The organism is Actinomadura geliboluensis (genome assembly GCF_005889745.1).
Classification (GTDB): Bacteria; Actinomycetota; Actinomycetes; order Streptosporangiales; family Streptosporangiaceae; genus Spirillospora; species Spirillospora geliboluensis.
This window is the reverse complement of record NZ_VCKZ01000298.1, coordinates 1-11,311: the sequence shown is the minus strand read 5'-3', so window position 1 is coordinate 11,311 and position 11,311 is coordinate 1. Positions and strand designations below refer to the sequence as shown.

At 71.5% G+C, this 11,311-nt stretch carries 13 protein-coding genes and 1 pseudogene; 7 read left to right on the top strand and 7 right to left on the bottom strand.

Features of this window, described 5'->3' with window-relative positions:
* Positions 1–129: 129 nt before the first annotated feature.
* Positions 130–957: a beta-keto acid cleavage family enzyme gene (locus ETD96_RS31555; protein ID WP_138640138.1), complete on the bottom strand. Its 828-nt coding sequence runs from the start codon at positions 955–957 to the stop codon at positions 130–132.
* Positions 958–977: 20 nt separating this feature from the next.
* On the opposite strand from ETD96_RS31555, the gene dtd reads away from it, so the two are divergent.
* Positions 978–1,403 (top strand): D-aminoacyl-tRNA deacylase, encoded by a 426-nt coding sequence (gene dtd / locus ETD96_RS31550; protein ID WP_138640137.1) that lies wholly within the window; start codon positions 978–980, stop codon positions 1,401–1,403.
* A 16-nt stretch (positions 1,404–1,419) separates the two neighbouring features.
* Here dtd and ETD96_RS31545 read toward each other — a convergent pair whose 3' ends face one another.
* The 4 genes from ETD96_RS31545 to ETD96_RS31530 all read right to left on the bottom strand — a co-directional run bounded on the left by ETD96_RS31545 (position 1,420) and on the right by ETD96_RS31530 (position 4,225).
* Positions 1,420–1,908: a hypothetical protein gene (locus ETD96_RS31545; RefSeq protein WP_138640136.1), complete on the bottom strand. Its 489-nt coding sequence runs from the start codon at positions 1,906–1,908 to the stop codon at positions 1,420–1,422.
* Positions 1,909–1,988: 80 nt separating this feature from the next.
* Entirely contained in the window at positions 1,989–2,969 is a 981-nt protein-coding gene (gene ygfZ / locus ETD96_RS31540) for a CAF17-like 4Fe-4S cluster assembly/insertion protein YgfZ (protein ID WP_138640135.1), read from the bottom strand.
* Between the two features lie 9 nt (positions 2,970–2,978).
* Positions 2,979–3,395, bottom strand: a complete 417-nt coding sequence (locus ETD96_RS31535) for a Fur family transcriptional regulator (protein WP_138640134.1) — start codon at positions 3,393–3,395, stop codon at positions 2,979–2,981.
* Between the two features lie 341 nt (positions 3,396–3,736).
* Positions 3,737–4,225 carry a heme-binding beta-barrel domain-containing protein gene (locus ETD96_RS31530; protein WP_138640133.1) on the bottom strand — a complete coding sequence of 163 codons (489 nt, stop codon included), beginning with the start codon at positions 4,223–4,225 and terminating at the stop codon, positions 3,737–3,739.
* Between the two features lie 243 nt (positions 4,226–4,468).
* On the opposite strand from ETD96_RS31530, the gene ETD96_RS31525 reads away from it, so the two are divergent.
* On the top strand, positions 4,469–4,831 hold the full coding sequence (locus tag ETD96_RS31525; RefSeq protein ID WP_138640132.1) for a DsrE family protein: 363 nt from the start codon (positions 4,469–4,471) through the stop codon (positions 4,829–4,831).
* Positions 4,832–4,852: 21 nt separating this feature from the next.
* On the opposite strand, the pseudogene ETD96_RS48420 reads toward ETD96_RS31525, so the two are convergent.
* Positions 4,853–5,392: pseudogene (locus tag ETD96_RS48420) on the bottom strand (DUF2238 domain-containing protein); the annotation flags it as partial.
* A gap of 158 nt (positions 5,393–5,550) precedes the next feature.
* On the opposite strand from ETD96_RS48420, the gene ETD96_RS31520 reads away from it, so the two are divergent.
* Entirely contained in the window at positions 5,551–6,570 is a 1,020-nt protein-coding gene (locus ETD96_RS31520) for a TerC family protein (protein ID WP_138640131.1), read from the top strand.
* Positions 6,571–6,591: 21 nt separating this feature from the next.
* On the opposite strand, the gene ETD96_RS31515 is transcribed toward ETD96_RS31520, so the two are convergent.
* Positions 6,592–7,140, bottom strand: a complete 549-nt coding sequence (locus tag ETD96_RS31515; protein ID WP_138640130.1) for a DinB family protein — start codon at positions 7,138–7,140, stop codon at positions 6,592–6,594.
* Between the two features lie 97 nt (positions 7,141–7,237).
* Here ETD96_RS31515 and ETD96_RS31510 point away from each other — a divergent pair, with 97 nt between their 5' ends.
* From ETD96_RS31510 to ETD96_RS31495, 4 genes are all read left to right on the top strand, one after another.
* On the top strand, positions 7,238–8,185 hold the full coding sequence (locus ETD96_RS31510) for a helix-turn-helix transcriptional regulator (protein WP_138640129.1): 948 nt from the start codon (positions 7,238–7,240) through the stop codon (positions 8,183–8,185).
* A 154-nt stretch (positions 8,186–8,339) separates the two neighbouring features.
* Positions 8,340–8,630, top strand: a complete 291-nt coding sequence (locus tag ETD96_RS31505; RefSeq protein WP_171069318.1) for a hypothetical protein — start codon at positions 8,340–8,342, stop codon at positions 8,628–8,630.
* A gap of 99 nt (positions 8,631–8,729) precedes the next feature.
* Positions 8,730–9,971: a flavin-dependent oxidoreductase gene (locus ETD96_RS31500; RefSeq protein WP_138640128.1), complete on the top strand. Its 1,242-nt coding sequence runs from the start codon at positions 8,730–8,732 to the stop codon at positions 9,969–9,971.
* 63 nt (positions 9,972–10,034) lie between these two features.
* Positions 10,035–10,949, top strand: coding sequence for a hypothetical protein (locus tag ETD96_RS31495; RefSeq protein WP_138640127.1), 915 nt, complete (start codon positions 10,035–10,037; stop codon positions 10,947–10,949).
* Positions 10,950–11,311: the final 362 nt, after the last annotated feature.

The window sequence follows — 11,311 nt, the reverse complement described above, 5'->3', positions numbered from 1 at the left end:
CTCCACTCCAGCCCGCGGGTCCCCGCCCGGTCACGCAGGGTCAACTACCCCGCCCACCGCACCGAACCGGCCCTGACCCGCCCATGATCGCGATTATGCACCCGCATGACCCGGCCGAACGTCCGCGCGTCAGCGGGGCCTGGTCTTCAGGAGGGCGCGGGCGTCCGCGGCGGACATGGGCGGACGCTGGGCCAGGCGGGCGGCCTGGGCGGCGCGTTCCACCAGCTGGACGTTCGCCGTCACCGGCTGCCCCTTCGCCAGGGTGACGGTGTCCTCCATGCCGACGCGCAGGTGGCCGCCGGCCGAGAGGGCGGCGAAGAGGACGGGCAGGGACGTCCTGCCGATGCCGGTGGCCGACCAGGTCGCGCCGGGCGGGAGGGCCTCCACGGCGGCGACCAGGGTGCGGGCGTCGCCGGGCATGCCGCCGGGCACGCCCATCACCAGGTCGCAGTGGACGTGGCCGCCGTAGGGGAGGCCGTGCTTGTCCAGGAGCCTGTGCAGCGCCGCGATGTGGCCGAGGTCGAACAGCTCGAACTCCGGGACGACCTCGCGTTCCTGGGTGCGCTGGTACAGCTCCACCATGAACGGCCAGGGGTTCATGAAGACGTCGTCGCCGAAGTTGACCGTCCCGCAGGTGAGCGAGCACATGTCGGGCTCGGCGTCCAGGACGCGGATGCGGTCCTCGTAGGGGTCGGTGACCGCACCCCCCGTGGACAGTTGCACGATCAGTCCCGTGCTCTCCCGCAGCGCCGCCACCGTGTCCCGCAACCGGGACGGGTCGAGCGTGGGCCGCGCGTCGTCGTCGCGGATGTGCACGTGGATCACGGCCGCGCCGGCCGCCTCGCACTCCTTGGCCGTCTGGACCAGTTCATCCAGGGTGACGGGCAGGGCCGGAACGTCCGCCTTGGCGGACTCCGCGCCCGTGGGCGCCACCGTGATGAGCGTCGTTGCTCCCATAGGCGGCAGAATGCATGGTCATGCGTGCTGTAGTCCAGAGGGTGAGCCAGGCCAGCGTGTCCGTGGACGGGCGCGTCGTCGGCGCGATCGAGGGGCCGGGGCTGCTCGTGCTCGTCGGCGTGACGCACGACGACGGCCCGGAACAGGCCCGCAAGCTGGCCGCGAAGCTGTGGGGGCTGCGGATCCTGGAGGACGAGAGGTCGTGCTCTGACGTCAACGCACCGCTGCTGGTGGTGAGCCAATTCACCCTGTACGGGGACGCGCGGAAGGGCCGCCGCCCGTCGTGGACGGCCGCCGCGCCCGGGAACGTCGCCGAGCCTCTCGTGGACGCCGTCGTCCACGAGCTGCGGGGGCTGGGCGCCAAGGTCGAGACGGGCGAGTTCGGCGCCGACATGAAGGTCGCGCTGGTCAACGACGGCCCGATCACGCTGATCCTGGACGTCTAGCGGGCCCCGTGCGCGGCTAGCGGAACCCGTACACCATGCCGACGAGGACGACGACAGTGCCGGCGGCGGCGAGGAGGATCAGCAGGCGGTCGGGCGGGGTCAGCCGTCCGCGGACGTCGGAGGACACGACGACCACGCCCGTCTCGGCCTCGTCCCGGTGCGGCTCCTTCTGGAACGGGTTGCGCAGGCCCGCGAGCCGCCACAGCGCGTCGTTGCGGAGCCGCTGGTGGTCGGGGCCGCAGGCGAACAGCCGCCCCCGGGTGCGCTCGGTGCAGGCCGCGCCCTGCTGGCTCAGGACCCGGCACATGGTGGGCACCAGCATGAACTGGTACAGGCACCAGCCCAGGAGCGCGAGCAGCGCGACGCGCCACGAGTGCAGCCACCACGCGGCACCGGCGAACAGCGCGAACAGGGCCCACCACAGCAGCGCGGACTCCCGGCGGGGCCGGCGCCGGGTCCCCCGCCTGGCCGCCTGAGGCTCCCGCTTCCCAGGGTTCGCGACCATCGGTAGGAATCCACCTTCCCCGGACGGCGGCCGGTGAGAAATCGTCTATGTCCGACGATATTCGCCCGGGGGGCGCGCTGCTACCCGTGTTTCGCGGGGCGGCGGCGCAGCGCGATCTGCGCGTTCGCGCCGGTGTCCGGTGACACGATGACCTCCTGCGCGGCCGCGACTCCGCCGGCCAGCAGTTCCGCGTCCACCGGGACGTTGCGCTTCACCGTCGCCAGCGCGACCGGCCCCAGCTCGTGGTGCCGGGCCGCCGACCCGACGAACCCGATCGTGCGCCCGCCGGGGATCTCGACCGGGTCGCCGTGCGCGGGCAGCCGGTCGACGCTGCCGTCCAGGTGCAGGAACACCAGGCGGCGCGGCGGCCGCCCGAGGTTGTGGACGCGCGCCACCGTCTCCTGCCCCCGGTAGCAGCCCTTGTTCAGGTGGACGGCCGTCTCGACGTAGCCGGCCTCGTGCGGGATCGTCCGCTCGTCGGTGTCGAGCCCGAACCGGGGCCGGTGCTCGGCGATGCGCAGCGCCTCGTACGCCCAGAGGCCGGCCGGTTCGAGCCCCTCCGGGAACTCGCCGCGCGGGACGATCCGCGTCGCCGTCCCCGCGACGTCGGGCCAGGACAGGCCGCCGTCCTGCGGCGGGCCGGTGACGACCATGTACTCGGCGGTCACGTCCGCGACCTCGACGCGCAGCATGAACCGCATCCGGTCGAGGAACTCCGCGAGGGGCGCGGCGGCGCCGGGCTCGACGTGCGCCCAGGTCGTCTCGCCGTCGTCGATGACGAACAGGTGCTGTTCGATGTGGCCCTTGGGGTCGAGCAGCAGCGCCTCGGTCGGCTCGTACGGCGTCAGCCCGTCGAGGTGCTGGCTGAGGAGGCTGTGCAGCCAGCTCAGCCGGTCCGGGCCGGTCACCGTGAGGACGCCCCGGTTGCTCCGGTCGACGAACGCGGCCCCGCGTTCCAGCGCGCGCTGCTCCTTCGACGGGTCGCCGTAGTGCGCGGCGATCTCCTGGTCGGGCGCGTCGGCGGCGACGGCTCCGGGCGTCTTCAGCAGCGGGCTCTCCATGCGTCCAGCCTATGTGGCGCGGCACTCCTTGCACCGCCCGTAGACGGTGAGGTGGTGCACGTCGGTCTCGAACCCGAAGTCGCGCCGCAGGACGTCCGCCAGCCCGGCGGCGGCGCGCGGGTCGACGTCCTCCACCGTGTGGCAGCCCCGGCAGACGAGGTGGATGTGCTCGGCCTCGGCGGCGAGGTGGTAGTTCGGCGGCCCGTGCCCGAGATGGGCGTGCTTGACGAGCCCGAGCTCCTCCAGGAGTTCGAGCGTCCGGTACACGGTGGAGATGTTCACGCCGCGGGCGGTGCGCTGCACCTCGGTGCAGATCTCCTCGGGGGTCCCGTGCTCCAGGTTGGTGACCGCCTCGAGGACCAGCTGGCGCTGAGGGGTGACCCGGTACCCCTTGGCCCGCAGCTCCTCTTGCCACGACTCGACCATGCACCGAGTCTAGAACCCGCCCGGCGGGCGCGGTCCCGGGCCGGATTCAGCCCTCGGAAAATATGTTTGCCTCACCGTGCGCCCTCACATAACGTGCGGGGTACGCGCGAAAGGAGGTGGTCCAAGCAATGGTTGATTGTAGGACTCGCGAGGTGGCTGTCCGCTAGTCGCCGTTCCGCCTCGGACCGCCGCCCCCTGGGCGGTGGAGCCGGTCGCGACGGTGACCGGCGAATACCAGGCAGTTACCCGGTCCCCGGACCGATGGACCCGTCCTGTCCATCACCCCGCCACCCGGCGGGAAGGTCCGGGGATCGTTCATTTCCCGGGGGTCTCGCCCGGCCTCAGGACACCTTCTTCAGCTGCGCCGACAGGTGCGACTGGAGCTGCTGGCCCACGGCCGCCATGTCGTACGCCCAGCCGAGGTCCTCCCCGATCAGCCCGTACAGGCGGTGCCCGGCGGTGACCTCCTTGGCCGACTCCGTGCGCGCCACCACGTCGGTGTGCAGCTCCACGCGGTTGAACGCCACATCGCCGACGTAGATCTCGACGATCCCGGTCGGGTGGGCCAGCGTGACCTCCACCTGGTGGTTCGGACGCGGCCGCCAGTATCCCGTCTCCACCGCCAGCGGACGCCCGAGCGTGCCGTCCGGCTCGATCATCCAGGTGCGGCTCGCGTAGATCAGAAAAGGCTTCCCGATGTGGGTGAAGGACAGCTCCTGGCCGAAGTTGAACGACTCGATCGTGGGATAGCCGCCCACACCGGCGCCCTCCCAGGTGCCGAGCAGGAACTTCAGGGGCTCAAGGTCCGGGTGCAGCTCAGGAACGTCCATGGAAACCGAGCGTAGCGGCGCCCGCCGCCCGCCGCGTCCCGCTCCCGGCGTCGACCGGGCCGTCCACGTCATGGGCCGACCGGGCGGTGCGCCGCGTCCCTCCTACTTCAGCCGACCCAGCCGGATCACGAGGAGGACGGCGGCGACCGCCATGAGACCGAGGGCGAGGACGAGGATCCCCGCGTTCACCATGCCACCCACACCGCCGATGCTACGGGCACCGTCCGGAACTAGAGTGCCGATATGGCGAGACCACTCGTGATCAAGGTGACGGCGGGCGCGGACGCCCCCGAGCGCTGCAACCAGGCGTTCACGGTGGCGGCGGCCGCCGCGGCCAGCGGGGTCCCGGTCTCGCTGTGGCTCACCGGGGAGTCGGCGTGGTTCGCGCTGCCGGGGCGGGCCGCCGAGTTCTCACTGCCGCACGCCACCCGCCTGGACGACCTGCTCACCGTCGTCCTCACCAGCGGGCGCGTCACCCTGTGCACCCAGTGCGCGGCCCGCCGCGACATCGGCCCGGACGACGTCCTGCCCGGCATCCGCATCGCGGGCGCCCCCACGTTCGTCGAGGAGATCACCCTCGACGGCGTCCAGGCCCTCGTCTACTGAGCCGCGGGCCCGTACCGCGAGGGCGAGGCCGGCGAGGGTGGCGCCGGTGAGGCCGAGCATGAGGTCGCCGATCGTGTCGCGGTAGATCGTGACGGTCTCCGGGGTGTCGAGGATGAAGACGCCGTACTCGAAGAACTCCCAGAGGATCGCGGCGATGGCGCCGGCCCCCGAGCAGGTCAGCGCCATCGCCCACGGCTTGAGGCCGCCCCAGCGGCGCAGCGCCACGCCCGCCGCGGCGCTCAGCAGCGCCCAGTTCCCGAAGTGGCAGGCGTCGTCGAACCAGCCGACGGTGTCGTAGAGGTCGGCGGCGTTCCCGGCGACGTCCACCAGGAACGGGAGCGTCACGAGCAGGTCCACGTCCCACGGGAAGCGCCCGCCCCGGCCGCGCAGTGCCCAGACGAGGGTGACGAGCATGACGGCGGCGGGGTAGGCGGCCACGCGGACGCCCATCGCCTTGTCCGCGAACCGGTCCCATTCGGGGAAGGCGACGGCGAGCGCGAGCAGGGCGGCCAGGGCCGCCTTCGCGGCGAGGGCGGGCGGGCGCCAGCGGGAGGTGTCCATGTCCGGAAGCTTCGCCTTCCAGCGCGTTCGACCGCATCGGCGCAGCTACTCAGATGCGCCTGAGTGGTTCGTCCGCCTGGGGCGCCGCTTGGGGCGCGGTAGAAGCGACGCAGAACGGATATAGGTCACCGGACACCCGTTCAGGAGGGGCCGGCCGGATGCTCGACGTACCGCTATGGGCCTGGGGCGCGACGATCGGACTGATCGTCGGGTTGTTCGTCCTCGACTTCTTCGTCGCCGTCCGGCGGCCGCACGCGGTGCACATCAAGGAGGCGACCTTCTGGTCGGTGTTCTACATCGGCGTCGCGATCCTGTTCGGCCTCGCCGTGTGGGCGCTCGGCGGGCCGACCGGCGGCACCGAGTACTTCTCCGGCTGGCTCGTCGAGAAGAGCCTGTCGGTCGACAACCTCTTCGTCTTCGTGATCATCATGGGCCGGTTCGCGGTGCCGCCCGAGTACCAGCAGAAGACGCTGCTGTTCGGGATCGCCGCCGCGCTGCTGCTGCGGGCCGTCCTGATCGCGATCGGCGCCGCCGCGATCAGCCTGTTCTCCTTCACCTTCCTGATCTTCGGGCTGATCCTGATCTGGACGGCGGTGCAGCTCGTCCGGCACCGCAACGAGGAGCCGGACGTGGAGGACACCTTCCTCGTCCGCCGCGCCCGCAGGATCCTGCCGGTGAGCGAGAGCTTCCACGGCGGGCGGATGCTCGCCCGCGAGAACGGCCAGCGCGTGATGACGCCGCTGCTGATCGTCTTCGTCGCGATCGGCAGCACCGACGTCCTGTTCGCGCTGGACTCCATCCCCGCCGTGTTCGGCGTCACCAAGGACCCGTTCCTCGTCTTCGCCGCCAACGCGTTCGCGCTGCTCGGCCTGCGCGCCCTCTACTTCCTCATCGAGGGCCTGCTGGAACGGCTGGTGTACCTGTCGATCGGCCTGTCGGTGATCCTGGCGTTCATCGGCGCGAAGCTGATCCTGCAGTTCCTGCACGAGGACGTCAACGCGTCCATCCCCAAGGTGCCGACCACGCTGTCGCTGGGCGTGATTCTCGCGATCCTGCTCTTCACCACGGCCGCCAGCCTCGTGCGCGTCCACGCCCACCCGGAGGAGAAGGCCAAGGCGGGCTCCCTGCGCAAGCGGCGCGAGAAGAAGCCCCGCGACGAGGAGCCCGCCCACCGCTGACCCCCTGCCGGGCGGGCGGGCTCAGCCCATGCTCTTCGCGCCGTCGAGGGACTCGCGGATGATGTCGGCGTGCCCGGCGTGCTGGGCCGTCTCGACCGCGATGTGGGTGAGGACGCGGCGGGCCGACCAGTGCGTCTCGGTGTTCCACGGGGCCTTCGGGAGCGGCTGGACGGCGTCCAGGTCGGGCAGGTTCACCACGAGCTCGTCGGTGCGGCGGGCCGCCTCCTCGTAGGCGTCGAGGACGCCCTGCAGCGTGTCGCCGGGCAGCATCTTGAACTCGTCCGCGCGCCGCTGCCAGTCCTCCTCGGTCATGTCGGTGAAGTCGCCCATGGCGGACGGGCCCTCCACGATGAAGGACGCCCAGTTCCGCTCGACCGAGGTGACGTGCTTGATGAGGCCGCCGAGGCACAGCTCGCTCTTGGTCGTCCGCAGGCCCGCCTGCTCGTCGGTGAGGTCGCGGACGGTGAAGCGCAGGAAGTGGCGGGCGCCGGCCAGCGTCGCCAGCAGGTCGGCGCGCTCGCCGGTGGCCGGGGTCGTGGTCGGGGTCGTGGTCTGGGTCTGCTCGGTCATGGTCTTGCCTCCGCCTTCCGTCGGTTCGTTCCGGTGAGTACCACGCTAGGGAGAATTGCGGCCACTTTCTGACCGCAATTGCGGGAGACTGGGAAACATGGCCAACACGAGCTCCCGGACCCTGCGGCTGCTGTCCCTCCTGCAGACCCACCGGTACTGGCCGGGCGCGGAACTCGCCGAGCGGCTCGGCGTCTCCGTCCGGACCCTGCGCCGGGACGTCGACCGGCTGCGCGAGCTGGGCTACCCCGTCGAGGCGTCCCGCGGCGTCGACGGCGGCTACCAGCTCGCCGCCGGGGCCGCGCTGCCGCCGCTGGTGATCGACGACGAGGAGGCCGTCGCGCTGGCCGTGGGGCTGCAGGCCGCGACGCGGGTGGAGGGCATCGCCGAGGCGTCGGTGCGGGTGCTGGCGAAGGTGGCGCAGGTGATGCCGGCCCGGCTGCGCCGCCAGGTGGACGCGCTGCGCCAGGTGACCGTCCCCGCCACCTGGGACGGCTCCGCCGAGGAGGGCATCGACCCGGCCGTCCTCACCGTGATCGCGCTCGCCTGCCGGGACTGCGAGCGCCTCCGCTTCTCCTACACCGCCGCCGACGGGACCGGGACCGACCGGGAGGCCGAGCCGCACCGCCTCGTCCGGCTGGGCCGCCGCTGGTACCTGGTCGCCTACGACCTGGGCCGGCACGACTGGCGCAACTTCCGGCTGGACCGCCTGAGCGCCCCCGAGCCGGCCGGCGCCCGGTTCCGGCCCCGCGAGCTGCCCGCCGCGGACGCCGCCGAGTTCGTCCGCAGCGGCCTGAAGGAGATGCCGCGCCCCTACAAGATCGAGGTCCTGGTGGACGCCCCGGCCGCGGCCGTCCGGGAGCTGATCGGCCAGTGGTGCACGGTCGACGAGGTGGACGCGGAGCGGTGCCGCGTCCGCATGACGGGCGACTCCCTGGAGTGGCCCATCCTGGCGCTGGGCAGGGTCGAGGCCGAGATCCACGTCGTGGAGCCGCCCGAGCTGCGCACCCGGCTGCACGCCTGGGGCGCCCGCTTCTCCCGCGCCTGACGGAGCCCAGGAATCTCCCTCAAATGTGCCCGGACGAGACGCCCAAACGGTTGTCCGCGCAGGTCGAGCGCAGGAGATTGGGAGGGACGCACCGGGCTCCAGCGAGCGCGGACCAGGGACCGGGCCGGCCCGGGCGCGAGGAGGGAGCGGGGCGATGCGCGTCATGCTGCGAGCGGTGATGGACACCGAGCGCTCGAACGAGGCGATCAAGAGCGGCAGGCTGCCGGAGGTCGTCCAGTCGCTGTACGACCGGCTCGATCCGGAGGCCGTCTACTTCTGCGCCAGCGAGGGCTCGCGCTCCTGCACCATGGTCTTCGACATGCAGGACAGCTCGACGCTGCCGACGATCGCCGAGCCGCTGTTCCAGGAGCTCGGCGCCAAGATCGAGGTCCAGCCGGCGATGAACAGGGAGGAACTGCAGAAGGGCCTGGCCTCCCTCCAGTGATTCCCCGCCCGCATAAGTCGTCCGGACGCCTTTCGGCGACGCGGCCGGGATGGCAGGCTCACAGGGGGAAACTCATCGAGAATCCCCGGGGGAGCTGGGATGCGCGTCGTCATCGTTGGCGCCGGAATCGGCGGGCTTGTCACGGCATTAAGGCTCCACCATAAAGGGGTCGACTGCGTCGTCCACGAGCAGAGCGAGCAGATCCGCGAGCTGGGCGTCGGCGTCAACATGCTGCCGAACGCGGTGAAGCAGCTCGCCGAACTGGGGCTGCTGGAACGGCTGGAAGCCGTGGGGAACCCACCCGACGAACTGGTCTACACCCACCGGCTGGGCCAGGAGATCATGCGCCGGAGCTGCGGGCGGAGGGCCGGATTCGACTACCCGCAGATCAGCCTGCACCGAGGGCACCTCCAAGGCGAGCTTTACCGGGCCGTGTGCGAGCGGCTCGGCGGCGACGAGGTCCGGACGGGCCACCGGCTGGTCGATTTCGAGCAGGACGAGAACGGCGTCACCGCCCATTTCACGACCCGCGACGGTGAAACAACGGCGCACGGCGATGTGCTGGTGGCCGCGGACGGAATCCACTCGACCGTCCGGGCGATCCTCTTCCCCGACGAGGGCCCGCCGCTCTGGAATGGCGTGATGATGTGGCGCGGGGCCGTCGAATGGCCGGAATTCGGCTCCGGACGCACCATGGTCATCGCGGGCGGCACCGAGGCGAAACTGGTCCTCTATCCCATCGGGCCGGGCCGGCGTCCGGGCACGAAACTCACCAACTGGGCGATCTGCGAGCGCACCGGGCGGCCCGGCGACCCGGCGCCGCAGCGCCAGGACTGGTCCCGCCGCGCCGCCACCTCGGCCCTCGGCGCGCTCGCCGCCCGCTTCCGCGCCCCGCTCCTCGACCACGCCGCCCTCATCGGGTCGGCCCCGGAGTGCTTCGAGTTCCCCATGTGCGACCGCGACCCGCTCCCCCACTGGACGCGCGGGCGCGTGACGCTGCTCGGCGACGCGGCCCACCCGATGTACCCGATGGGCTCCAACGGCGCCGGCCAGGCGATCATGGACGCCACCAGCCTCGCCGGCCACCTGGCCGGCCGCCACGGCGACCCCGCCGCGGCCCTGCGCGCCTACCAGGACGAGCGCCTGCCCGTCACCCGCGAGGTCGTCCTCCGCAACCGCGAGGGCGGCCCGGAGAACGTGATCGACGAGGTCGAGCGCCGCGCCCCCGACGGCTTCGCCCGCCTCGCGGACGTCATCGACCCGGCGGAGCTGGAGGCCGTCGTCACCGGCTACGCCCGGCTCTCCGGCGCCACCCGCGACCAGGTGAACCGGACGGCGTGACCCCGGAGATGGCGCGGCTATCAGGCGCTCCGCGAGCTTGAGCTCCAGTGGCTGGGCGAACCCGTGACCGACGCCGACGAGCTCGCGGCTCCGTCGTCCGAGGAAGCGTCCATCGCCGACATCGCGGCGAGAGGCGGACCTCGCCCGCCGCTCCACGTGTTCCGCGGCAGGGGCGGCACGCTCATCCGCATCCCCGCCGACCTGCCCGCCCAGACGATCTTTGAGTTGAAGGGCCACGGGCAGGGCGCGACCAGATTCGGCATGCGCCGCTGGAAGATCTCGCCGAACCGGCTCCAGAGCACGGTCACCGGCGACGGAGTCGTCCGCAGCTTGTTCCACCACAGGTGGCTGCACGAGTACCGGTACATCCGGATCGCGTCCGACGCGGAATGGACCCTCTCCTTCCTGGACCGCGCGGGAGTGCCCCGGTTCGAGTCACGGGCGCAGGGATCGGGGGACGACGTCGTCCTCTACACCGGCGGTCCGGGCGTGGCCGAGCTGTCCCATTCGGACGAGGACGGCGGCCTGGTGAGCGAACTGGGGAGCGGCTTCAGGCACCTGCGAACCGCCGCCATCGGCCACCGGCCCACGTTCACGCTGGCAGGCCCGACCCTCCTGCGTTTTCAGACCTCCTCCCCTTGGACTCTCGACGTCCGGCCCGCGACCGGCGAAGAGCTGCGAAGCTTCGCCACCGAGATCGAAGGCTCAGGCTGCGAACCGATCCGCTTCACCGGCGGGACGTCGCGGGCCACGGTGCGGCACTCCGGCGAGGGCGACTTCGACGTGGTCCTCCTCGGGCCCGACTTCACGCACCGGACGACGCTGATCAGCAAAGACGAGTTCGGAGACCCCACGTCCACGACCTTCGAGACGACCCTCCTCCTGAAGGAGGGAAGCATCCTTCAGGTCATGGCGGAGGAAGGCGACTGGACCATCCAGACCACCCCGGACCAGCCGACCGCTCCCTCGAAGGAATGACTCTGAGCGGGCGTTAGCTTCCAGGTCGTCCCAGGGTGAGTTCAAGGCCGCGAGACCGTCTCCGCGAGGGGCTCGAAATCTGGAGCTGTCGAGCAGAAAGTTTCGGAACGGGGCGCTCGACGATGATCGCGATTCTGCTTGCCCTGTCCAGGAATTTGGACTTTCGTCGGGACGACATCCGCTGACCAGGCGAAAGTAGGCCTGAACGAGAGCGGCGGGTTCGAAAGGTTTCCGAAACTGTTGACATGCCGCGAGGGCCGAACGAACACTGGCGCCATCGACGGAGGCCGCCCCCCGCCCGCGTCCACGGGTGCCCGCCGGGAAGCCCACTGAGGAGACCATCCACAGCCTGGGGGAAGTCC